Source organism: Kribbella sp. NPDC055071, from assembly GCF_053608045.1.
Genome location: NZ_JBSGUS010000001.1, coordinates 635650 through 657830 on the forward strand (window position 1 = coordinate 635650; position 22181 = coordinate 657830).

General features: G+C 67.2%; 20 protein-coding genes. 11 read left to right on the top strand and 9 right to left on the bottom strand.

Features of this window, described 5'->3' with window-relative positions; all coding sequences use genetic code 11:
• Positions 1-18 precede the first annotated feature (18 nt).
• The 3 genes from ACWF4Z_RS03055 to ACWF4Z_RS03065 all read left to right on the top strand — a co-directional run bounded on the left by ACWF4Z_RS03055 (position 19) and on the right by ACWF4Z_RS03065 (position 2101).
• Positions 19-351, top strand: coding sequence for a nuclear transport factor 2 family protein (locus ACWF4Z_RS03055; RefSeq protein ID WP_452241242.1), 333 nt, complete (start codon positions 19-21; stop codon positions 349-351).
• A 4-nt stretch (positions 352-355) separates the two neighbouring features.
• Entirely contained in the window at positions 356-1264 is a 909-nt protein-coding gene (locus ACWF4Z_RS03060) for an AraC family transcriptional regulator N-terminal domain-containing protein (protein WP_452241243.1), read from the top strand.
• A 75-nt stretch (positions 1265-1339) separates the two neighbouring features.
• Positions 1340-2101 (top strand): SDR family NAD(P)-dependent oxidoreductase, encoded by a 762-nt coding sequence (locus ACWF4Z_RS03065; RefSeq protein ID WP_452241244.1) that lies wholly within the window; start codon positions 1340-1342, stop codon positions 2099-2101.
• 10 nt (positions 2102-2111) lie between these two features.
• On the opposite strand, the gene ACWF4Z_RS03070 is transcribed toward ACWF4Z_RS03065, so the two are convergent.
• Together ACWF4Z_RS03070 and ACWF4Z_RS03075 are read right to left on the bottom strand one after the other, a co-directional pair.
• On the bottom strand, positions 2112-2807 hold the full coding sequence (locus ACWF4Z_RS03070) for a VOC family protein (RefSeq protein ID WP_452241245.1): 696 nt from the start codon (positions 2805-2807) through the stop codon (positions 2112-2114).
• A gap of 57 nt (positions 2808-2864) precedes the next feature.
• Entirely contained in the window at positions 2865-3524 is a 660-nt protein-coding gene (locus ACWF4Z_RS03075) for a dihydrofolate reductase family protein (RefSeq protein ID WP_452241246.1), read from the bottom strand.
• 123 nt (positions 3525-3647) lie between these two features.
• On the opposite strand from ACWF4Z_RS03075, the gene ACWF4Z_RS03080 reads away from it, so the two are divergent.
• Together ACWF4Z_RS03080 and pyrH are read left to right on the top strand one after the other, a co-directional pair.
• Positions 3648-4283: a maleylpyruvate isomerase N-terminal domain-containing protein gene (locus tag ACWF4Z_RS03080; protein ID WP_452241247.1), complete on the top strand. Its 636-nt coding sequence runs from the start codon at positions 3648-3650 to the stop codon at positions 4281-4283.
• Between the two features lie 98 nt (positions 4284-4381).
• Positions 4382-5089, top strand: a complete 708-nt coding sequence (pyrH, locus tag ACWF4Z_RS03085) for a UMP kinase (RefSeq protein WP_452241248.1) — start codon at positions 4382-4384, stop codon at positions 5087-5089.
• 1414 nt (positions 5090-6503) lie between these two features.
• On the opposite strand, the gene ACWF4Z_RS03090 is transcribed toward pyrH, so the two are convergent.
• Together ACWF4Z_RS03090 and ACWF4Z_RS03095 are read right to left on the bottom strand one after the other, a co-directional pair.
• Positions 6504-8768, bottom strand: a complete 2265-nt coding sequence (locus tag ACWF4Z_RS03090; protein ID WP_452241249.1) for a DUF222 domain-containing protein — start codon at positions 8766-8768, stop codon at positions 6504-6506.
• Between the two features lie 467 nt (positions 8769-9235).
• Positions 9236-9898 carry a phosphotransferase gene (locus tag ACWF4Z_RS03095; RefSeq protein ID WP_452241250.1) on the bottom strand — a complete coding sequence of 221 codons (663 nt, stop codon included), beginning with the start codon at positions 9896-9898 and terminating at the stop codon, positions 9236-9238.
• A gap of 172 nt (positions 9899-10070) precedes the next feature.
• Here ACWF4Z_RS03095 and ACWF4Z_RS03100 point away from each other — a divergent pair, with 172 nt between their 5' ends.
• Entirely contained in the window at positions 10071-12026 is a 1956-nt protein-coding gene (locus tag ACWF4Z_RS03100; RefSeq protein WP_452241251.1) for a GTP-binding protein, read from the top strand.
• Between the two features lie 17 nt (positions 12027-12043).
• Here ACWF4Z_RS03100 and ACWF4Z_RS03105 read toward each other — a convergent pair whose 3' ends face one another.
• From ACWF4Z_RS03105 to ACWF4Z_RS03125, 5 genes are all read right to left on the bottom strand, one after another.
• On the bottom strand, positions 12044-12751 hold the full coding sequence (locus tag ACWF4Z_RS03105; RefSeq protein ID WP_452241252.1) for a DUF998 domain-containing protein: 708 nt from the start codon (positions 12749-12751) through the stop codon (positions 12044-12046).
• 72 nt (positions 12752-12823) lie between these two features.
• Positions 12824-13996 carry a macrolide family glycosyltransferase gene (locus tag ACWF4Z_RS03110; RefSeq protein WP_452241253.1) on the bottom strand — a complete coding sequence of 391 codons (1173 nt, stop codon included), beginning with the start codon at positions 13994-13996 and terminating at the stop codon, positions 12824-12826.
• A 51-nt stretch (positions 13997-14047) separates the two neighbouring features.
• Positions 14048-14833 carry a putative protein N(5)-glutamine methyltransferase gene (locus tag ACWF4Z_RS03115; RefSeq protein ID WP_452241254.1) on the bottom strand — a complete coding sequence of 262 codons (786 nt, stop codon included), beginning with the start codon at positions 14831-14833 and terminating at the stop codon, positions 14048-14050.
• Positions 14834-14843: 10 nt separating this feature from the next.
• A complete protein-coding gene (locus ACWF4Z_RS03120) occupies positions 14844-15794 on the bottom strand; it encodes an SDR family NAD(P)-dependent oxidoreductase (RefSeq protein WP_452241255.1) in 951 nt (316 codons plus the stop codon).
• Positions 15795-15867: 73 nt separating this feature from the next.
• Complete coding sequence (locus ACWF4Z_RS03125; RefSeq protein ID WP_452241256.1) at positions 15868-16758, bottom strand: LysR family transcriptional regulator; 891 nt, start codon at positions 16756-16758, stop codon at positions 15868-15870.
• Between the two features lie 96 nt (positions 16759-16854).
• Here ACWF4Z_RS03125 and ACWF4Z_RS03130 point away from each other — a divergent pair, with 96 nt between their 5' ends.
• The 5 genes from ACWF4Z_RS03130 to ACWF4Z_RS03150 are packed head-to-tail and all read left to right on the top strand — an operon-like array spanning position 16855 to position 22180.
• On the top strand, positions 16855-17880 hold the full coding sequence (locus tag ACWF4Z_RS03130; RefSeq protein WP_452241257.1) for a hydroxyacid dehydrogenase: 1026 nt from the start codon (positions 16855-16857) through the stop codon (positions 17878-17880).
• Between the two features lie 11 nt (positions 17881-17891).
• The gene (locus tag ACWF4Z_RS03135) at positions 17892-19034 is read left to right on the top strand and encodes a mandelate racemase/muconate lactonizing enzyme family protein (protein WP_452241258.1); all 1143 of its coding nucleotides are present in this window, start codon (positions 17892-17894) and stop codon (positions 19032-19034) included.
• 8 nt (positions 19035-19042) lie between these two features.
• A complete protein-coding gene (locus ACWF4Z_RS03140) occupies positions 19043-20353 on the top strand; it encodes an ABC transporter substrate-binding protein (RefSeq protein WP_452241259.1) in 1311 nt (436 codons plus the stop codon).
• A gap of 5 nt (positions 20354-20358) precedes the next feature.
• Positions 20359-21303: a carbohydrate ABC transporter permease gene (locus ACWF4Z_RS03145; RefSeq protein WP_452241260.1), complete on the top strand. Its 945-nt coding sequence runs from the start codon at positions 20359-20361 to the stop codon at positions 21301-21303.
• A complete protein-coding gene (locus tag ACWF4Z_RS03150) occupies positions 21293-22180 on the top strand; it encodes a carbohydrate ABC transporter permease (RefSeq protein ID WP_452241261.1) in 888 nt (295 codons plus the stop codon). The genes ACWF4Z_RS03145 and ACWF4Z_RS03150 overlap by 11 nt, the downstream gene beginning before the upstream one ends.
• Position 22181 lies beyond the last annotated feature (1 nt).

Consider the following 22181-nt stretch of genomic DNA (forward strand, 5'->3'; position numbering starts at 1 on the left):
GCCGCCAGGGTGATCCCCATGAAACCTAACCTGTTGCCTGAAGCAATCACGACCTACCTCGCCGGCCACACCGCACGCGACATCGACGCCGCAATGCGCTGGTACGCCGAGGACGCCGTCGTCACCGATGACGGCAAGACCTACCGCGGCCGGGACGAGATCCGAGCCTGGCTCGGGAACGCCGCGACCGAGTACACCTACACCAGCGAACTCACGGGCGCCCGGCAATCCGACGAAACGACGTACGTCGCGACACACCATCTCGAGGGCAACTTCCCCGGCGGAAGTGTCGACCTCGACTTCACCTTCACCCTCAAGGACGACCTGATCGTGCACCTCGTCATAGCCTGAACGCATGACGGACCAAGCGCTGGCCGAGCTGGGCTCGCTCATCATCGCCGCGAACGGGCGTGAGCAGACCATCGACGGCTTGACGCTGTCGGTGGTCGACGCGCCGACGCCGCCGATGTCGAGTCTGGCCAAGCCGACGTTCGCGCTGGTCGGGCAGGGGCGCAAACGCCTCGCGTTCGGCGATCAGGTCTTCGAGTACGGCGCCGGGGACTACTTGGTCGTGTCCGTGGACCTGCCGGTGACGGGCCATTTCGTCGAGGCGTCCGCGCGGGAGCCGTCCCTGGGCGTCGGGCTCGAGCTTCGACCGGATCGGATCGCATCGCTCCTGCTGGAAGCGGCCGATCAGACCCCTGGCGCGCCGGTGCGAGGCCTCACGGTCGCACGAGCGCCCGACGAGCTCGTCGACGCGGTGATCCGGTTGCTGCGCTTGGTCGACGAGCCGGCGGACGCGCCGGTGTTGGCCCCACTCGTCCAGCGCGAGATCCTCTGGCGACTGCTCCGCAGCCCGCAAGGCGCGGCCGTTCGCGAGATCGGGCTCGCCGACAGCAGCCTCTCGCACGTCGCGCGGGTCATCGGCTGGATCCGCGACCACTACGCCGAACCGTTCCGGGTCGCGGAGCTCGCGGCGATGGCCGCGATGAGCACCTCCGCGTTCCACCGGCACTTCCGGACCGTCACCGCGATGACGCCGATCCAGTTCCAGAAGAAGATCCGGTTGCAGGAGGCGCGGCTGCGGCTCGTCGGCCTCGGCGAGGACGTGACGAGCACCGGGTACGCCGTGGGCTACGACAGCCCGTCGCAGTTCAGTCGCGAGTACCGCCGCGAGTTCGGCACAGCGCCCAGCCGTGACACCGATCTGGTCCGCGAGGGCACTGAGCTGGTGCAGGATCGTGCAAGTATCGGCGAGCAATGAGCTAACGGATCGCCAATTCCCAGACGTGTACTGGACAGGTACCTGTTCACGACGCCTTAGAGGAATGACACGATCATGCAGATAGCTGTGATCACCGGCGGAAGCTCCGGCATCGGGCAGAGCGCCGCGTACGAGCTCGCCCAGCGCGGTATCGCTGTAGTGGTGACCTACAACTCCAGCCCCGAACGCGGCCGGGAGACGGTCGAACGGATCGAGAAGGACGGGGGTACGGCGGCCGCCCTCCCGCTCGACGTCGGTCGGCCGGACGGCTTCGGCGAGTTCAAGTCCTCGCTGACCGAGGTGCTCGAGCGCTGGGAGCGGACGTCGTTCGACTTCCTCGTCAACAATGCGGGCGTCGGACAGCATCCAGTGAGGTTCGAGGACACCACCGAGGAGCTGTTCGACCAGATGATCGGCATCCATCTCAAAGGCCCGTACTTCCTGACCCAGACCCTGCTGCCGCTGATCGCCGCCGACGGTTCGGTCGTCTTCACCACCAGCACGGCCGCTCTGCCCAGCAGTCGCCCCTCCCCGGGATACTCGGTCTACGCGAGTGTGAAGGGCGCGCAGATCGTCCTCACCCGCTACCTCGCCAAGGAGCTGAGCGCCCGCGGAATCCGGGTCAACGCCGTCGCCCCTGGCGTGACCCGGACCCGTCTCGGCGACGACGCCTTCGCCCGCAACCCCGAGCTCATCCCGCCGGTCGCAGCCATGACCGCCCTCGGCCGCATCGGCGAACCCGAAGACCTCGCGAGGGTGATCGCCTTCCTCCTCTCCCCCGACGCGTCCTGGATCACATCCCAAACCCTGGAAGCCTCCGGCGGCCTAGACCTCTAACCCAGTCCGATCAGCTCGCGCCCTGTTTTCCGCGGTCGAGGTAGGTGCAGAGGCAGACCTTGTTGCCCTGTGGGTCCGCCAGGACGGTGAACGACGGAGCCTCGTCGGCGTACGTGATGGTGCCGCCCGCGGCTAGGGCGGCGGCTATTCGGTCCGGCACGACCTCGGGTGGGAGCCAGAGATCCAGGTGGAAGCGCTGGCGTGGTGTCGCGTGCTCATCCGTGCGTTGGAACCAGAGGCTCGGGATGCGGTCGGTCGGGTCGTCGACGTCGCCGCCCTGGAACGAGCTGCCGGTCAGGACGGCGGCCCAGAACGGTCCGATCTCGGCCTCATCGGCCGTGTCCAGGGCGATCTCCACCTGCGCTACCACGGAAGGATCAGGTCGGAGCCCGAGTGATCGCGCAACCTCGCTGATCCGCCGAGCGAGCTCCACGTCCGTCTGGGTAGCGCTTGGCCCGTTGAGTTGCGAGCCGTCCTCCCGCCGGAACGTCGCATCGGCCGTCACCAACCGCACGTCGACGAACGTCCCAGTGGTACGTACGTCCGGATCGCGCCCGGCCTCTGCGCACACGTCGCCGATCGCGCTCACAAACGTGAGCGCGTCAGCGAACGACTCCACCAGAAAGCACGCGTGCAGCGCTTGCGCGAGCTTGCGCCAATCCTCCAACGCAGCGTCCTGCAACGCCTTCGCACTCAACATATCCATGCCCGAACCCCCAAAGAATCGCGGTTCAGGTGAGGCTAGGGCACTCCGCCGACAGTTTCAGAGCAGGACTTCTTTGCCGTCCTCGACCGTCAGGTCACCGGTCGTCACGGATCCGAACCCGGTCTGCCGCAAGGTCAGCGACACCACACCCGCGCCGCCCCCGAGCACCTCACCGGAAGCGATCTTGTACGTCGATGGCACGGCACCAGCGTCGAACAGCCGCTTCCCGGTCCCGACCACAACCGGGAACTGGATCAGTCGATAGGTGTCGACGAGTCCCGCATCGTGCAGCGCCCGGACAAGCTGCCAGCTTCCGTGCACCTGGAGCTCACGCCCCGGCAGGCCCTTGAGCCGCCGTACCTGCTCCGCGATGTCCTCTCCGCGCAGCACAGTGGTGTCGCCCCAGGCCGCGTCCTCGTCGGACAGCGTGTTGCTGACGACGTACTTCTTCCAGGTGTTCAGCGCGGTCGACACGATGTTGTCCGGCTCGACCGTCACCTGCGACCAGTACGCGCGCATCATCTCGAACGTCGACCGTCCGAGCAGGATCGCGTCCGCCTCCCGGAACCATCCGTCCACCGGGTCCAGCTGCCCCTCAGCCGCGTGCGGTACCAGCCAACCGCCGTGCTCGAACCCGCCCGTCCGATCCTCATCCGGCCCGCCCGGCCCCTGCATAACCCCATCGAGGCTGACGAACTCGTGAACGCTCAACTCCATGACCATCTCCTGTCACTAGGTGTGCTGTCACCCAGGCGTCGAGCGTCCCCCACCAAAATCGACACCCCCAGACGACGAGATCTCACGCGGCCCGCCGGAGGCACCCAGGTAAGAATGTGCGGTATGGGTGTTCGGGAGGGGTTCCTGGGGGCGGCTGAGGTTGTGGTCGGGATGTTGCGGGAGCCGGCCGTCGAGGACGCTTGGGGGCGGCCGAGTGCGCTGGAGGAGTTCAACGTCGGTGGGCTGGCCGGGCATCTGGCGTTTCAGGTGCTGGCGGTTCCGGAGATTCTCGCGGCGCCGCTCCCGGCCGAACCGACTGTGCCGGTGCTCGAGCATTACGCGCGGGTCGAGTGGATCGACGCGGAGCTGGACGACGAGATCAGCCTGCGGATCCGATCGGGTGGCGAGGAGATCGCTGCCGGCGGTGCTGCCGAGCTCGCGGATCGGGTAGACGCTGTCGTACAGACGCTGAGGGAGACGCTCGGTACGACGCCTGACCGGGCCGTACGGATCGGATTGTGGGGGCCTTGGTCGCTGACGCTCGATGACATGCTGCTCACGCGGACGATGGAGATCGTCGTGCACGCCGATGATCTGGCTGTGAGCGCGGGGTTACCGACGCCTGAGTTCACCGCGGGTGTCACCGAGTCCGTGGTAGACCTGCTGGCACGGCTGTCGGTACGACGGCATGGGCCGACTGCTGTGGTCCGGGCGCTGTCCCGGGCGGAGCGCGCACCGGCGACCATCGCCGCCTTCTGAACCAGGACGACCCTCCTGAACGAACTGCTTCCTGAACGAACTGCTTCCTGAACGAACTGCTTCCTGAACGAACACCGCCTTTGATCGAACGGAGCGGCATGTACCGCAGGCTCGTCCTCAAGCTGTCCGGGCAGGCGATCGCCGGTCCGCACGAATTCGGTTTCGACAGCGATCGGCTCACCTACCTCGCGACCGAGGTGATCGCTCTGCACGCGACCGGCGTTCAGGTCGCGGTGATCGTTGGCGGCGGCAATGTCTTCCGCGGGAACCGGTCCGGGGAGTGGGGTATCGACCGGGTCGAGGCCGACAACATCGGCATGCTCGGCACGGTCATCAACGCCGTCCTGCTTCGCGGCCGGCTCACCGCGCTCGGCGCCGACGACGTCCACCTGATGACGGCGGTCCCGATCAACAACCTCGCCGAGCCCTACATCCGGCTCCGCGCCCTCCGGCATCTGGAGAAGGGCTCGATCGTCCTACTTGCCTCCGGCAACGGACAGCCTTTCACCACCACGGACTACCCCGCCGTCCAGCGCGCGATCGAACTCGGTGCCGACGCCCTCCTCGTCGCGAAGAACGGCACCGACGGCGTGTACGACGCCGACCCGAACAAACACCCCGAAGGCCGCCGCTTCGACCACCTGACCTACCAAGAAGTCATCGACCGCGGCCTAGGCGTCATGGATCAGTCAGCCTTCATCCTCGCCCGAGACCACGACCTCCCCCTCCACGTCTTCGACATAGACAGACCCTCCGCAGCCGCCACCATCACCGCCGGCACCAGCATCGGCACCCTGATCAACTAGAAGTAGGAACAGGTAAAGAAGGATAGAACCGGAGGCCGGTGCCTGGCTGAGCTGCTCGGGCCAGTGACAGGTCAAAGACAGGATGAGGGTGGCTGGCTGCCTAGTGTGTGTGCGGCCTGGCGCGGTGGCCCTTCATCGGCGCGCCAGGATCGTCGCCCCCCACTCACCGAGGCGTCACCTTCCCGGAGTGGATTGAGGCCCAGAAGCGGACGTAGGTGGCGCAATGCCGCGTAAGTCAACCTCCCGGCGCCTCAAGAGTCGACACGACGCCCGCGTGCTCGGGTGAGTGTTGATGGATGTTGCGAAGAGCCTCGACACCAATCCGGCAGTCAGGCACCTCGCGGCCACCGCTTACACCGGGCTGCCCGCTGACCCTGGAGGGTCGGTCCTGGCAACTTCTCCCGTCCAAAGGGTCTGGCGGCACCCCGTCGCCTGCTACCTGCCTCCGCACCCCCAGGCACACCAACCGATCGGCGTCGGCGGACGGCAGCGTGCTGATAAGCCTGTCCAACTGCTCCCGCACCGGGCCGGGGCTGGGCTGCTCGACATGTTCGCGCAGAAACTCGACAGAGTCGATACTGGGTGATGCGGTCGTCGCGGTGCTCTTCTCTTCGAGTGGGTTGTGAGCGATTCCTCGAAGAATCACGCGGTGACCGCGCCCACGTCTACGCCCGGGCCAGCCACCACCCCGCCGAAAACCACCCCGCCGTACACCACTCTGCTGGACGCAACTCCGATCGGTACCTCACGGTCGCGCGCCAGTCCCGCAGGTAGCAGCTTCCGCAGGTGCAGCGCTCGTCGCCTGGGGCAGGTAAGCCCTTCATTTCCGGCCGACTGGATCTGCCAGACAAACATCCGTCCTCCGCGAGCAACCACTGCCCGTGCACCACAGCAACCGCACACCTAGACCACCGACCGAACCACCACCTCAGCTGCAAGACCGAGCAACCACGCGGCCGGCGAACGGGCGCAACGGTGGCCAACCACCTCCCACCTCGCCGCGCCCGCACGGCCACCGCCATACCCCGAGTCCTCAGCCGCACGCGGCTGACTTGGCCGTCGGCCGAGCCGAGCTGTGGCGGACGTACTGGTCCCGCCGGCGACCGCCTTCTCGCCCTAGGTGGTGACCGCGCTGTGGTTGCCGCAGCCAAGACACGGTGATAGTCAGCGAACTGCGACCCGGCTCGCGCTGGCCTCGATCAGGCAACAGCGACAGCGACCGGCCGACATCGGTCAATGGACCGCGGACAGCATCGGGGCCGCGCGCTGCGGGTGCGGGCACGCCGTCGGCGGTGGGGTGAACCGGCGCCATCTCCGTCGGGCCGGCATCGGGCTGCGGGCTGCGGGCTGCGGGCTGCGCCAGGATCGGTCCTGCATCGGTCAGCAGCCCAGACAAGGACCGAGCCAGTGTCAGTCAGCGGGTTGTGGCCAGGGGCGGGTCGGTGTCGGCCCAGGGGTCGAAGTCCTGGCCGGCTGTATCGGAGAGCGTGAACCGGGGTGCCGGTTCAGGGGGCGGGTCCTCACCCCAGATGGTACGCATGGTCGCCGCCCGAACCTCCTCCTCCGACAACACCACGTCCCCACCGCAGCCACCACCTCCTCCACCCTCGTCGCGCGCATCACCTTCACCACGGTCACCGGACTGGCTGCGGTCCCCGAACTCGCGGTATTCGCCGCGGTCACGCCGTTGACCGGCCTCGCCGGGCTCGTGGCGTCCGTGGTCGCCACCGGGCTGACCATCCCCGCCGGGCACGTGGCGTTCGCCGCCGTCGCCGGGCTCGCGGCCTTCGTGGTCGCCACCGGGTTGACTGTCCCCGCCGGGCTCGTGGGGTTCATGGCGTTCACCACCGGCGCCGGGGTGGGCGACTTCGGCGCGTTCGTGGCGTCCGGGCAGGCCGGATTCGCTCGGGTGGGGTGTGGGTGTGGGTCCCGCGGTTGAGGGGTGGGCGTCGGGTCGTGCGGCAGTGGCCAGCGGCTCCGGTGTCCGCGGTGTCTGCGGCGGTTGCTCTGGGGTGGCGGTGCGGGGTGTTTGTTGGGTGTTGTTTGGGGTGGGTCTGGTTCGTGGGCGCGAGGGTGGGTCGGCCCAGGAGGGGCGGTTGACGTGGACGACGCCGTCGATGATTTTGATGACCCATTTGCCGGCGTGGAGGTCGCGGTGATGGATTCTGCATAAGAGCGCGAGGTTGCTGACGGCGGTGATGCCGCCGTGGATCCAGGACTGCAGGTGGTGGGCGTCGCACATCACCGGTGGTGCTCCGCAGACCACGCAGCCTTTGTCGCGGGCGTTCAGGGCGCGCCGCATCGCCCGGGTGACCAGCCGTTCGGACCGGCCCACGTCTAGTGGTTCGGAGTTCGAGCCGAGGACGAGTGGGATGACTTTGGCGTCGCAGGCCAGCCGGCGGATTGTTTCCGCGGACAGGCCGCCGGTGTAGACGGTGTCACCGATCGCGTCGGCGGTTGCTGCTTGCAGGTCTTGCCAGTCGATGGTGACGACCAGGTTCGCCTTCGCACCGAACCCCGGCACCCAACTGTCAGCCACGCTCACCCCGCACGGCGCACCGAGCCCGGTCGCGGCCGCCGCCTCGTCCGGGGTCGCTACTCCGGGAGTCATTTCTTCTGGGGTGGTTGCCCCACGAGCCGCTGTGGTCCCGGTCGTCATGCCGTCGGCGATGGTCATACCGCTCGTGGGCGTCATACCGCTGGTGGGCGTCATACCGCTGGTGGGTGTGTCGTCGCGCTCGGGGGTGGTGCCTGCGGTGGCCGCCGCATCGCTGGCGGGTTGGGTGTCGGTTGTGCTCGGACCTGCCGGAGTCGTCGCTGTCCCGGTGTCGCCCGCGCTCGGAGACGCCTGAGCCGGCGGGGTCTCGGCGGGTGTGGGTGTGGGCTGGGTGCCCGTGTTGTTGGTGGTGTGGACGGCTGCGGCGTCGGTGGCTGCGGCGGCGATGGACAAGAGCATGGACAGGGCGTCGGCTTGGCGCTTTTCGCGCGAGCGCGGGTCGAGTTCGCCGTCGTGGGTGCGGTGGGGGCGGGCGCCGGTGTTGATGCCGGCGCAGAGGCGTTCGGCGTTGTCGTTGGCCAGGTAGCCATTGAATCTGACGCCGTGGTCGTCCTTGACCAGGCGGAGGCGTTCGCGGGCAGACGCCGTGTCTTCGGCCGGTTCAGGGCCGTCGGTGTCGAGTAGGTCACGCACCATGGCGGCGGCTCGGCGGAGTTCGCTCGGCAAGCAGATCCGGGCGAGGCCGACGAGTTGTTCTTCGGCGACCTGTAGATCCTCGACCGGGACGGTGTTCGGGACTTTCTCGAGGGCGTTGACGATGACGTCGGCCTGGTCGGGGCGCAGCAGGACCTCGGGCGGCAGGGTCTCCTCGGTGCCGTCGGGGGCCGGGACGGGGGTGGTCGGGTCGGGCAGTGCGTCGGTGACGGCGGCGTATTTGGGCAGGGTGCGGGCGAGGCGAACCTGGTGGAGGGCTTGGGCGCGGTCGATGCGGTAGCGCAGCGCGAGGAGCTCGGCGGTGTCGCGGGCGCCGGCGTCTTCGGCGTGGCCGAGGGTGTCCAAGTGGGCGATGAGCTGCAGGCGGTAGGTCTCGAGCTGGGCGAGCAGCGCGTCGGTGGAGTCGATGGTGGCCAGCGTTTGGCTGCCGTCCATCGACCACACCGGCCGTTGCCCGAGAAGCTCCATACCGACAACTCTAGACACATCCACCGACAGTTTCCAAAGCCGGAATCCCCTTGTTTTCAAGGGAAATAGTTATCCACAGATCCCAGATCGCAGCCGTCGCCGGGCACGAAATCGTGTAGTGCGTACAGATACTGTTGCCTTGGGCATCGACATGCGGTACGACGAAGTCCCGGACAGGCGGCGCGCTATCACGATCGCGCGAAGACAAAGGACCGAGCGATCGGACCCTGCCCTGGTTCCACCCCCACGATGGCGGCTACGACCTGGATGCTCAGGCCCTGGCATGCCATTGCCGGAGCATTCGCGCGACCGCCCCTCCGATACGAGCGCCCCTCCGATACGAGCTCCCCTTTGATACGAGCGCCCCATCGAGGACATCGCGATTACGAGACAACCCGCGACCGGCACCCACGCACCGACCCCGACCAGTAATCAGCGCTCCATATCGTCTCTCTTGTTCTTCAAGATCATCTGGTTAGCTCTTGTCGAATTGTGTCGATGTGCGGGTGGAACCAGTCGCCGCCGGCTACTTGTTCGGCTTGTAGGGCTTTCAGAGACCAGATGACTCGGTAGAGGGAGAGGGTTTGGTCTGAGGTGTCGATGGGGCCGTAGCCGGCACGTAAGGCCGTATTGGCGGCTGGGCGAGCCATGGAGAAGCGGGCAAGGTCGTAGAGCGGGTCGCCGTAGTGGGCGTCGCCCCAGTCGATGATTCCGGTGAGTTTGTTGCTGAGGGCAAACACATGGCGGGGATGCAGGTCGCCGTGGAGCAGGACCGGCGTGACGCGTTCGATGAACGACGGGACAACCGCGAGGATTCGCTCGGCCAGTTCGGTCGGGAGGATGCCGTCGAGCCGGTCCAGGGTCTCGATCGGCTGGACTTCGGCGGTGATCAGATACGCAGGAGACGTCAGGTCGAAAGCTACGACGTCAGGGACCGGTACGTCGACAGACCGCGCCAGCGCGCAGGCGCTGACCTCGGCCACGACATCGCCGCCCGCCTTCAAGTAGTAGACGCCGGTCGACGTCACCAACCGGAAGTTCTGATTGCCCACGAACCCGTTGACCGGCTCGACTCGGGTGACGGGGCCGATCGCCGAAGCTGCGAGCTGAGCGGGGTCGAGGGGCGGCATCGGATCAGCCTAGCGATCGGTGTAGCGGGCAGCTAAATGGTTTGTGGGGGCGTACGCGGGTTGGTGTACTGGGCGGCGTACGTCACAGGTGTCTAGTTAGGAGTTGTCATGCGAGCTCGCTTTGTGTCCGTCGTGGAAGGAAATGCCGCCTGTTCAAGGGACATGAAGCTGCGTGAAAGTACTGAACTTAGGAATTCTGGCGCATGTAGACGCCGGTAAGACGAGCCTGACCGAGCGGCTGCTGTACGCGGCCGGAGTCATCGACGAAGTCGGCAGCGTCGACGACGGCAACACCCAGACCGATTCACTCGCGCTGGAGCGGCAGCGCGGGATCACGATCAAGTCCGCCGTGGTGTCGTTCACGATCGGCGACCTCACGGTCAACCTGATTGATACTCCCGGCCATCCGGACTTCATCGCCGAGGTGGAGCGGGCGCTCAGTGTGCTCGACGGCGCGGTGCTGGTCATCTCCGCTGTCGAAGGCGTCCAGGCGCAGACGCGAGTGCTGATGCGCACCCTGCAGCGTCTCGAGATCCCGACCCTGATCTTCGTCAACAAGATCGACCGCTCCGGTGCGCGGTACGGCGCCGTTCTCAAGTCGATCGCGGACAAACTCACGCCCGCGATCGTGCCGATGGGCGAAGCGATCAGGCTCGGTACGGCGGACGCCAGCTTCACCACCACCGAGCGCAACGGCCTCGACGTACTCGCCGAACACGACGACGAACTCGTCCGCAGGTTCGTCGACGGCGAGACGCTGTCGCACAAACAACTCCACACCGCACTCGCGAACCAAACCCGGCAGGCACTCGTCCACCCGGTCTACTTCGGCTCCGCCATCACTGGAGCCGGCACGGATGCGCTCACCGATGGCATCCGCGACCTACTCCCCCAGGCCGACACCAGCGACGGCCCCTTCGACGCACAGGTCTTCAAGGTCGAACGCGGGCCGGCCGGTGAGAAGATCGCCTACGTCCGCGTCGTCACAGGTACGGCGAGAGTCCGCGACCGACTGCACTTCGGTGACAACGCAGCGGCGAAAGTCACCGCACTCCGCGTCTTCGGCAACGGCGAGACCACCGAAGTGCAAGCCGGGCAGATCGCCCAGGTCTGGGGCCTCGCAGCCGTCCAGATCGGCGATCGACTCCACACCGAAGACCACGAGCAACAAGAGGCGACAGCCGTCTTCTCCCCGCCCACGCTGGAGACGGTTGTGATGCCACGAAAGGCGTCCGACAAAGGAAACCTCCGCGTCGCGCTGACCCAATTGGCTGAGCAAGACCCATTGATCAACCTCCGCCAGGACGATCTGCGGCAAGAGATCTCGGTCTCGCTGTACGGCGAGGTCCAGAAGGAGGTCATCCAGACCACGCTGGCCACCGAGTACGGGATCGACGTCGACTTCCGTGAGTCGACCACGATCTGCATCGAGCGCCTCGACGGCATCGGCGCGTCCGTGGAGTTCAACAAGAAGGACCCCAACCCGTTCCTCGCCACCGTCGGCCTGCGGGTCGAGGCGGCGCCGGTCAACGCCGGCGTCACCTTCGACCTGGAGGTCGAGCTCGGCTCAATGCCGTACGCGTTCATCAAGGCAGTCGAGGAAACTGTCCGAACCACGCTCGCGCAAGCTCTCCACGGCTGGGAGATCCCCGACGCGCGGGTCGTGCTGACGCACTCGGGCTACTCGGCGCGACAGAGTCACGCGCACGCCGTCTTCGACAAGAGCATGTCGAGCACAGCGGGCGACTTCCGCAACCTCACGCCGCTGGTCCTGCTGGCCGCGATCCAGCAAGCCGGTACGACGGTGCACGAGCCGCTGCATCACTTCCGGCTCGAGATCCCGACCGACACGACCTGCGCCGTACTCGCGGCCCTCGCCCGCCTCCGCGCGATCCCGGAAGTCCCCGCCCTGGCCGCGGAAACCTCAACCCTGGAAGGACAAATCCCCGCGGCCGCCGTCTACGAACTCGAGCAGCGACTGCCTGCCCTCACCCGCGGCGAAGGCGTGCTCGAGTCCGCGTTCGAGCGCTATCAACCAGTCACCGGCCCGATCCCCGAACGCCCAAGGACGGACCAAGACCCGCTGAACCGCCGCGACTACCTCCTGCACGTGCAACGACGGGTCTGACCCCAAGAGCTCGAACTTCAGGAGGCGGTCGCGGGCGCCGAGGTCGTGGAGGTGGCTGCCGACTGGGCCGGGTGCCACCGGGTCAGCAACGCGACCCCGGCGATGAGTTCGGCCAGGATGAACGAGTAGACCGAGCCTCGCTCGAACGTCGAGGAGAAGTCCGTCCCGCTCGTCGCGCCCATCACGATCAGGGACAGCAACCCGAGCGCGCCGAGCACGATCCCGGTCAGCCCGAGCCCGCGCGAACCACGGAGGAGATACCGCCCGACCACGATCAGCGCGATGTTCCCGGACAGGATCAGCAGCGCCGCGCCGCCGATGTGCCAGGCCATCCCGCCGTTCATGCCCGCTTCCGGCGACCCGTGCATCAGTGCCACCAGCGTGAAGCCGATGCCGTGCACGATCCCCAGCCCGAGAAAGACCCACTGCAGCCGACCCGGCAGGAGCCGGAACAGCAGCAACGCCGCGACCACGACCAGCACACCCTGCAGGATGAAGCCGGTGTTCATGAGCGTGTGATGCGGCGAGCAGATGACCCGGCCGCCGACCTCGCCACCGCAGGACGGCACGCCCAGGTCGCTGATGTTGTTGTGGAAATAGCTGTACGGCGGGTTCTTCCACGCCGACGCCGTCACGGCCTCGAGGACCAGGTACTGGATCCCCGCAAGGATCAGGGCAACGGCAGCCACTCTCGGCCCGGCCGAGCTGGTTCGACTCGCATTCACGATTGCAGGCTAGTGAGTCACGACGCTCATGTGACACGAAGTAGCAGAACCGCAACAAACCGTAACAATTCGTCAGAGATACGCCTCGACCGCGTCGGCGGCTGCGGTCGGCCCACCCGCGTCGCGGAGGTGGCCGGCCATCGCGGCGAGGTTGGCGCGGACCGATTCGTCCGCAGCGACGTGGTCGATCACGCTTCGAAGCGTCTCCGGAGCGAGGTCCGGCAGCGACTGCCCGAGGCCCAGCTCGGCGACGCGGCGCGCGTTCGCGTGTTGCTCGGGCGTCTGCGGAAAGGTTGCCGTCGGCACCTGAAACAGCAGTGACTCCATCACCGAGTTCATCCCGGCATGGGTGAGGAACACGTCCGCATGCGCGAGCACCTCGGGCTGCGGGAAATACGGCCGTACGTCGAAGTTCGCCGGCACCTCGCCCAGCTCCGCCGGGTCGACCAGGGCACCGATCGCCATCGCGACCTGCCAATCGGTCCCGCCGAAGGCTTTGACGCAGGCCGCGAAGAAGTCCGGCCGATCGTTGACCGCCGTCCCCAGCGAGACGAAGAGCAGCCTCCCGTCCGCCTGCGGCGTCCACTCCGACGTCGCGATCCGCTCCCCGATCGCCGGCCCGACGAAGTGGAACCGGTCGTCGAACGTCTCCCCCGCGATCTGGAACTCCTGCGGGATGAACACCAGATTCAGCGGAGCAACAGCACCGGCCGCGGCCACGGTCTCCACCGGTACCCCGAACTCCGCAGCGAACGCCGCACGCTCGGCCAGGAACTCCTGAAACCGCGGATGCGCCGGATCGAAGTCCGCCGGAACCAGCGAAGGAGTCAGGTCGAAATGCTCGTTGGTCGCCAGGTTCGCCACCGTGGCCGCCTCATGCAGTCCGAGCTTGTGCGCCATCATCGGTCCGACGAAGGTGAGCATGTCGTAGCAGAACAGATCCGGCCGATCGGTGCTGAGCCACTCCTCGACCGCCGGCATGATCCGGCGCGCGGACCGAACATATCCGGTGAGCATCTCCCCCAGCTCACCGCTGGTCTGCCCGCCGGGCGACACGTTCAGCGGCGCAGGGCGCCAGTCCAGCTCGATGAACTCCGCGCCGGTCGCCTCGATGGCAGTCCGGAACGCGGGTCCGGTCGCGTACGTGACCCGGTGGCCGCGCCGGACCAGCTCCGCAACCAGCGGAAGGGTCGGATTGAGGTGGCCGGCGGCCGGGATGGCAAGAAAGGCAATGTGTTTGTCCATAACCATTCCATCGTCCTCGCGCAGCCGGTCCCACCGCCAACGCATTTGCCTCTACGGGCAGGTGCCTCGGACAACAGTCGCACCGAGCTCGTCATCGGAGGTGATCCGAGCGGACAGGCCGTGCTCCCGCAGTACGGCGGCAGCTGGAGCGGCCTGATCCGAGCTCACCTCCACGAAGAGATGTCCGCCAGAAGCGAGCCACTCCGACGCCTCGGCCGCCACCCGGCGAAAGACCGCCAGACCATCCGGTCCACCGTCGAGCGTGACGTGGGGCTCGTACAGGCGAGCCTCCGGCGGCAGCAACCGGATCTCGTCCGTCGGCACATAAGGCACGTTCGACAGCAGTACGTCGATCTGCCCGCGCAACCGATCCGGCAGGGCAGAGTACAGATCGCCTTCGTACACGGATCCCTTCCACGGCAGCAGATTCCGCCGTGCACACCGAACCGCTGCCGGCTCGACGTCGGCGGCGTACAAGGTCACCTGCCGGCTGGCCGCGACCGCCGCACCCAAGGCTCCCGACCCACACGCCAGATCCAGTACGACGGCGCCCGGCGCAGTCACCGCCAACGCCTCCGCCACGAGGAACTCGGTCCGGCGACGCGGAATGAACACACCCGGATCGACGCCGATCCGCAACCCGCAGAACGACGCCCAGCCGAGGACGTGTTCGAGCGGCAGCCCAGAGGCCCGCTGGTCGACCATCGCCGCGATCTCGGCGGCGTCCCGGGCCGTCTCCACGATCAGTGCGGCCTCTTCTTCGGCGAAGACGCACCCGGACGCGCGCAACCGCTCGACGATCCTGCCGAGCTCAACAGAAGAAGCGGTCCCCGACATCGAGGCCACCTTACGCGAAGGCGTTCACCCCGGTGAGCTGCGCCGAGACCGTCCACAGCCGGGCCGCCGACGCCGGGTCGATCGCGTACGGCCGGACGCCCGGGTTGTCGTCGGTCGAGACCTCGGAGATGTCGCAGTCCTCGCAGAACACGCCACCCTGGCCGTCGAGTTGCGGCGAGGTTGCTGCCCAGACGGAGGTCGCGGCACCCTGCTCCGGCGACTTGAAGCCCGGGTTCAGCGGGTTGCCGTCCTCGTCGATCCACCCGAAGCCGACCATCTCCTCGCGGCTCAGGTGCCGCTGCAATGGCGTCAGGATGCCGCCCGGATGCACCGCGAACGCGCGCACGCCGGAATCCTTGCCCAAGGCATCGAGCTGAACGGCGAACAACACGTTCGCCGTCTTCGCCTGCCCGTACGCCTGCCACTTCTCGTACCCCAGCCGGAACTCCAGGTCGTCCCAGCGGATGTCCGAACGACGGTGCCCGGTCGACGACAGCGAGATGACCCGGCCGCCGCCGTCGGCCGCGATGGCCGGCCACAGCCGGTTCACCAGAGCGAAGTGCCCCAGGTGGTTCGTCGCGAACTGCGCCTCCCAGCCCGGCCCGATCCGCGTCTCCGGCGATGCCATGATCGCGGCGTTGTCGATCACGATGTCGACCGAACGGCCCGACGCGAGGAAGCGGTCCGCGAACGCCTGCACATTCTCCAGGTCGCCCAGGTCCAGCTCGTCGATCTCGACTCCGTCGACGCCGGCCAGCGCCTCCCGGGCTGCGTCCGGCCGCCGAGCCGGTACGACGACGTGCGCGCCGGCCTTGGCGAGTGCCTTCGTCGTCTCCAGGCCGAGCCCCGAATATCCACCGGTCACGATGGCCAGCTTGCCGGTCAGATCGATGCCGGCCAGGACCTCGTCCGCCGTGCTGTCGTGCCCGAACCCCGAGCCGATCTTGTGCTGTTCAGTCATGACTTCGACTGTATGAGTTAGAGTCCGCTCTAGGTCAAGCGCCGGGCGGGCAGCCACCCAAGGAACGACCCGATCAGGCATCCAGATGCGGGTTCTGCCGCAGCGACTCGGCCAGACGTTGCAATGCCGGGTTCGGGCTGTCCGGACTCCAGCACGCGTGCAACGTGACCGAGTGCGCGTCGGCCGCGTCCAGCTCACGGTAGCGGACACCCTCGACGCCCATCGCCTTGATCGAGCGCGGAATCAGCGCGCACCCCAGACCGGCCCGCACCAGCGCCAGCATCGTCGGCACCTGTGAAGCCAGCTGACTGACGGCGTACCGATCCATTCCGATCATGGCGGCGCAGATGTCGTGCAGGTACTGCGAACCCTCCGGGCTGTAGCCGATGTAGTCCTCGGTGGCGTCGGCCAACGTGACCGGGGTGTCGCCGGTGGCCAGCGGATGCTCGGCGGGCACGGCGAGAACCAGGTCCTCGGAGTGCACGAGGACCGACTCGAACTGCTCGGGGATCGGCGGCCGGACGATGCCGAGATCGATCTCCAGGTTCGCCAGCGCCTCGAACTGCGCCGGGCTGACCAGTTCGGTGAGCTCCGCGGTCACGGCCGGCGTCCGCTTCCCGACCATGGTGAGGAAGTCCGCGAGTACGGCGTACGCCCCGATCGCGGTGAACGCGATCCGCAAGGTCCCGGTCTGTCCGTCCGCGGCCCGTCGGGTCGCCTCGGGAGCGACCTCGAGCAGGGCGAGCACACGCCGGGCGTGTTCGAGGAAGACGTCGCCGGCCGCGGTCAGCCGGACCCCGCGGCCGGTGCGGTCGAACAGCCGGACATTGAGCGTGCGCTCCAAACCCTGGATCTGGCGGGTGAGTGGCGGCTGGGTCAGATTCAGTCGCTGGGCCGCGCGGCCGTAGTGGAGTTCCTCGGCGACGGCGACGAATCCGCGGAGTTGCTGCAGCGACATGTCCATACCGGCACGGTATCGGTTCATGCGAAATCGGGCTTGGACCTGCATAACGCAAACGGCCTACGGTCGAGACAACCACCGACCGAAGGAGCTCCCACGGTGCCCAAGCTTGCCGCCTTGTTCTCGCCCGAACGCGCCGCAGATGTCGTCGACGCCGACAGTCGCCGGCTCCTCGAGGACCGTTTCGAGGTCGTCTGGGCAGAGGCCAAGCACTCCGCCGGGCCGGCCCAACCTGGCAAACCGCCCGCGCTCGACCCGGCCGCCGTTCCCGAGTTGGCCGCGGGGGCGGACGTCCTCCTGACCAGCTGGGGTACGCCGAACCTCGGCAAGGAGCTGTGGTCGGCAGGGACCGGTCCGAAGGTCGTGGCCCATGCGGCCGGATCGGTCAAGAACCTGATCGACCCGAGCATCCTCGATCAAGGCGTCACCGTGTTCTCCGCCGGGACCCGGATCGCCTGGTCGGTCGGTGAGTATTGCCTGGCCGCGATGCTCACCCTGGCCCGGCGGCTGCCGCGGTTCGATGGCGCGATTCGGCAGGGCGAATGGAAGCAGACCGACTTCCGCGGTCACGAGCTGGCCGGAGCGAAGGTCGGGATCGTTGGTGCGAGCAGCACCGCCCGCGCTCTCATCACCTTGCTTGCGCCGTTCCACTGCGACCTCGTCGTCTACGACCCCTATCTGACCGCCGAGCGGGCGGCAGAACTCGGAGTCCGGACCGCTGAACTCCAAGAGACCGTCGAGAGCGCGTTCGTGACGATCCACGTGCCGAACGTCCCCGAGACGAAAGGCATGATCACGCGCGAGCTGATCGAACGCGTCCCGGACGGCGCGGTCGTCGTGAACTCGTCCCGCGGTCCGGCCGTCGACCAGTCGGCGCTCCTCGATCACGTGCTCGACGGACGTCTGTACGCCGCGCTCGACGTCTACGATCCCGAGCCGCCGTCGTTCGACGCGACCGTCCTGCAGGCGCCCAACCTCCTGCTGAGCCCCCACATAGCCGGCGACACCGTCGAGGGTCACCTGGCGCTGGCGGGTTACGTCGTCGCCGACGCACTCACGTGGCTCGACGACGGCCTCCGCGGACCGAGCTTCGTCGACCCGGCCACCTGGTCGATCGCGGCCTGAGAGGACAACCGATGTCTCGCATCAGACAGGTCGAGGTTTTCGCCGTCGCGGTGCCGTTCGCGCGGCGGTTCGTGATCGGCAGCGGCTCGGTCGGATCGCCCGGGGACGCGCCGGACCAGGCGAACGCCGTCGTGTTCGTGAAGCTCACCACCGAGGACGGAGTAGTCGGTTGGGGTGAGCAGCGAGCGCTGCCGAGCTGGAGCTACGAGACCGCCGAGACGATGGCCGTGATCATCCGGCGCCACCTCACTCCGATCCTGCTCGAGCTCACGCCGTTCGACGTCGAGCTCTTCCATCAGCGCGCCGCCAAACGCCTCAGCCCGGCGGTGTCGAACGGCTTCCCGTTCGCCCGCGCCGCCGTCGATGTCGCCATGCACGACGCCGCCGGCAAGCTCGCCGGCGTACCGGTGCACGCTCTGCTCGGTGGCAAGGTGAACGACGAGATCCCGCTCTGCTCGGCGATCGGCGTCGGCGACCGGGACGCGGTCCGCGAACACGCGGTCCAGTCGTCGGACTATACGGCGTACAAGGTCAAGATCGGCGGCGACCTCGACGCGGACACCGCGGCGATCGAAGCCGTGGCCGAGGTCGCCGGCGGCAAACCGCTGTGGCTGGACGCCAACCAGTCCTACCGCCCAAGCGCCCTGAAACAGCTCCTCGATCGTACGGCGGACATCCGCACGATCCACTGTGTCGAGCAGCCCGTGCCGAGCACCGACACCCTTGCGATGCAACGACTCCGGGGACTCATCGATCTCCCGATCGCGATCGACGAGGGCAGCTTCTCCGCCCAGGATCTCGCCCGCGCGATCCGCCTCGACGCCGCCGATCTCGTCGTCGTCAAGGTCTGCAAATCCGGTGGACTACGCAACGCACTGAAGACCGCCCAGACCGCGCTGTCCGGAGGCCTAGAGATTCTCGCGAGCGGTCTGACCGATTGTGGTGTCGCCTTCGCCGCCGCATTGCATGTGTTCAGTCAGCTCGAGCTCGCCCTGCCCGCCGAGCTCAACGGACCGGAGCTGCTGTCCGATCTGTACGTCGAGGGGCTGAACATCACCAAGGCCGTCGCGACGGTCCCGACCGCCCCTGGACTGGGCGTCCAGGTCGACGAGGAGCGGATCCGCGCCGAGTCGATCGACCTGCTGTACCAGTGAGGAGAAAGATGCCCACTACTGTGTCCCGCCGCCGCTTCCTCGAGTTGACCGGGTTCGCCGGGCTCGGGCTTGCGGCCGCCGGGTGTTCGTCAGGTCCACCGGCCGGCACCGCGACGTGGTCGATGTGGTCCAGCAGCGCCGCGGAGAAGAAGGTCTGGGACGATTTCGGCAAGTACGTCGAGCAGCAGCTCAAGGTCAAGTCCGTCGCGACGCTGACTCCGTCGAACGGCTACCCGACGAAGCTCGACCTGCAACTGGTCAGCGGTACGGCCGGCCTGGTGACCGCGCTGAACGGCACGTTGATTCCGACGTACGCCGCCCGTGGCGCGCATCGCCCGCTCGACGACCTGATCGCGGCCGACCCCGATTTCACGCTCGACGACTTCTACCCAACCAGCCAACGCATCTCGACGTTCAACCACCAGACCTACGCGATCGGCTTCGACGTCGCGCCGACGGTCATGTACTACAACAAGGATCTCCTCCGGAAACAGGGCATCGCGTTCCCGTCCCGGACCGAACCGATGTCATGGGCAACCTTCCGCGAGCTGGCGATCCAGCTCACCACGCCCGGCCAGCAGTACGGCTTCACGTGCGCACCCGCGATCGACGACCTGGTCTCGTGGATCTACTGCGCCGGCGGCAACGTCATGGACGACGCCGCCACCCGCAGCATCCTCAACGAACCCGAGGCGATGCAGGCGCTGCAGTACGTCATCGACCTGTTCGTCAAGGACAAGGTCACCCCACCGATCAAGAACCTGGTCACCGAGAGCTCCCTGGCCAACTTCATGGAGGGCAACGTCGCCTTCATGCAGAACGGGCCGTGGCAGGTGGTCAACGTCCGCAAGGCCACGTTCGATTGGGACATCGTCCCGTTCCCCGCCGGTGCGGCCGGCAGCACGCCGCGCGTGTCCGGGTCCAGCTTCGCGATCCCCGCCGGAGTCCGCGACGGGGCCGAACTCGACCTCGCCTGGAAGCTGCTGAAGGCACTCACCAGCACCGGCGCGCTCGACATCTACGCCAAGGCGGGCCGCAACAATCCGGCCCGGCTGAGCGCCGGTAGCGCGTTCAAGCCGCCACCGGACAACCTCGGGATCGTCCAGCAGATCCTGGCCGGCAAGCTCGCCGGCGGTCACGCCTTCGACGTCACCACGAACTGGAACCAGGTCAAGCAACTCCTCGGCCAGGACCTCCCTCGCTCGTTCCTGGGACAGGTCAGCGTGGCCGACGCGATCAACGGCCTGACGCCGCGTCTCGACGTACTGATGCGGCAGCACCAGGACAACATCCGCCAAGCCACCGCCAGGAAAGGGTGATCGCCATGGCAGTCGATACCGCCACAGCGCCGCCCACGACCGCACCGCCGGCACCAATCTCGAAGCCGGCTCCGCGGTGGCGCAGCCGCGAGACGCTGACCGCCTGGCTGTTCATCCTGCCGAGCTTCATCGGGTTCCTGATCTTCACCGCCGGCCCGGTGGTCGCCGCCGGCGTGATCTCGCTGCTGGACTGGAATCTCTTCAGCTCCCCGCACTGGGCCGGCCTGCGCAACTTCGCCCGCCTCGGTCCGGACCCGACGTTCTGGGCCGCGCTCGGCAACACGGCGTACTTCACCTTCGTGAGCGTCCCCCTCACGATCGTGGTGAGCCTGGCGCTCGCGTTACTTCTCAACCAGGGGGTACGACGGATCGCGGCGTTCCGATCGCTCTTGTTGTTGCCATACGCAACGATCACGGTGGCGGTCGCGTTCGTCTGGATCTGGCTCTACATCCCGCACGACGGCCTGGTGAACGCCGTGCTCGGGGTGGTCGGCGTCCACGGCCCCAGCTGGCTGATCTCCGACACGTGGGCGATGCCCGCGCTGATCCTGATGAGCGTGTGGAAGGGGTTCGGCTTCGGCATGGTCGTGTTCCTCGCCGGGCTGCAGGCGATCCCGCAACAGCTCTACGAAGCGGCCCGCGTCGACGGGACCTCGAGCTGGCAGAGCTTCCGCAACGTCACGCTGCCGATGCTTTCGCCCGCGTTGTTCTTCGTGATCGTGACGTCGATCATCGGCTCGTTCCAGGTCTTCGATCAGGCCCTGATCATGACGAACGGCGGACCGGGCACGAGCACGACCACCTTGGTCATGTACATCTACCGGACCGGCTTCGAGAACTACGACCAGGGGTACGCCGCAGCCCAATCGCTGGTGCTGTTCGCGTTCATCGTCGTCATCACGGTCACCCAGTTCCTCTTCCAGCGGAGGCTGGTGCACTATGACAACTAGAGGGACAACTAGAGGGACAACTAGCGGGACAACCGAAGCCCGCCCGCTGATCTCCGACAAGCCGATGCAGCGCAAGCTGATCGTCTTCGCGTGTTTCCTGGTCACCGCGGTCACGCTGATCCCGGTCGTGATGATGGTTCTGGTGGCATTCCAGTCCGATGCGGAGTCGATGGCCGCGAAACCGACGTTCTGGCCGAGCAGTTGGCATCCGGAGAACCTCACCCGCGCGTTCGATCTCGTCCCGCTCGGCAAGTACCTGCTCAACACGATCTACTTCGCCGGCGGCACCACCCTGCTGGAAACGGTGACGGCGGCGTTGGCGGCGTACGCGTTCGCCCGGCTGCAGTTCCCCGGCCGGACGTGGCTGTTCGGGATCTACCTGGCCACCCTGATGATCCCGTCGCAGGTCACGCTGATCCCGCAGTTCGTGCTGGTCGCGAAACTGCACGGCGTCGACACCTGGCCGGGCATGATCCTGCCGCACGCCTTTACCGCGCTGGGAGTGTTCCTGCTGCGTCAGTTCTTCCTCGGCATCCCGCGCGACTACGAGGAAGCGGCCCGGCTCGACGGCGCGAACCGCTGGCAGGCGTTCGTCCGCGTGATCGTGCCGCTCGCGATCCCCGCGATCGCGACGCTGGCCGTCTTCAAATTCATCAGTCAATGGAACAACCTGCTCTGGCCGCTGGTGATCTCGAACAGCGATGCCACTCGGACCGCGGCGGTCGGGCTGCAGGTGTTCCAGGACACCAACGGCACCCAATGGAACCTGCTGCTGATGGCAGCCACCGTCACGACCATTCCATTGATCGTCTTGTTCTTCCTGACCCAACGCTGGTTCGTCCGAGGTATCACCATGAGTGGGCTGGGAGGCCGCTGAG

Coding starts and splice junctions, on each gene's coding strand:
- ACWF4Z_RS03080 (WP_452241247.1), top strand. CDS start 3,648: ATGGGTGTTCGGGAGGGGTTCCTGGGGGCGGCTGAGGTTGTGGTCGGG.
- ACWF4Z_RS03150 (WP_452241261.1), top strand. CDS start 21,293: ATGACAACTAGAGGGACAACTAGAGGGACAACTAGCGGGACAACCGAA.
- ACWF4Z_RS03145 (WP_452241260.1), top strand. CDS start 20,359: ATGGCAGTCGATACCGCCACAGCGCCGCCCACGACCGCACCGCCGGCA.
- ACWF4Z_RS03135 (WP_452241258.1), top strand. CDS start 17,892: ATGTCTCGCATCAGACAGGTCGAGGTTTTCGCCGTCGCGGTGCCGTTC.
- ACWF4Z_RS03075 (WP_452241246.1), bottom strand. CDS start 3,524: ATGGAGTTGAGCGTTCACGAGTTCGTCAGCCTCGATGGGGTTATGCAG.
- ACWF4Z_RS03065 (WP_452241244.1), top strand. CDS start 1,340: ATGCAGATAGCTGTGATCACCGGCGGAAGCTCCGGCATCGGGCAGAGC.
- ACWF4Z_RS03055 (WP_452241242.1), top strand. CDS start 19: ATGAAACCTAACCTGTTGCCTGAAGCAATCACGACCTACCTCGCCGGC.
- ACWF4Z_RS03115 (WP_452241254.1), bottom strand. CDS start 14,833: ATGTCGGGGACCGCTTCTTCTGTTGAGCTCGGCAGGATCGTCGAGCGG.
- ACWF4Z_RS03125 (WP_452241256.1), bottom strand. CDS start 16,758: ATGGACATGTCGCTGCAGCAACTCCGCGGATTCGTCGCCGTCGCCGAG.
- ACWF4Z_RS03120 (WP_452241255.1), bottom strand. CDS start 15,794: ATGACTGAACAGCACAAGATCGGCTCGGGGTTCGGGCACGACAGCACG.
- ACWF4Z_RS03095 (WP_452241250.1), bottom strand. CDS start 9,898: ATGCCGCCCCTCGACCCCGCTCAGCTCGCAGCTTCGGCGATCGGCCCC.
- ACWF4Z_RS03140 (WP_452241259.1), top strand. CDS start 19,043: ATGCCCACTACTGTGTCCCGCCGCCGCTTCCTCGAGTTGACCGGGTTC.
- ACWF4Z_RS03060 (WP_452241243.1), top strand. CDS start 356: ATGACGGACCAAGCGCTGGCCGAGCTGGGCTCGCTCATCATCGCCGCG.
- ACWF4Z_RS03110 (WP_452241253.1), bottom strand. CDS start 13,996: ATGGACAAACACATTGCCTTTCTTGCCATCCCGGCCGCCGGCCACCTC.
- pyrH (WP_452241248.1), top strand. CDS start 4,382: ATGTACCGCAGGCTCGTCCTCAAGCTGTCCGGGCAGGCGATCGCCGGT.
- ACWF4Z_RS03090 (WP_452241249.1), bottom strand. CDS start 8,768: ATGGAGCTTCTCGGGCAACGGCCGGTGTGGTCGATGGACGGCAGCCAA.
- ACWF4Z_RS03070 (WP_452241245.1), bottom strand. CDS start 2,807: ATGGATATGTTGAGTGCGAAGGCGTTGCAGGACGCTGCGTTGGAGGAT.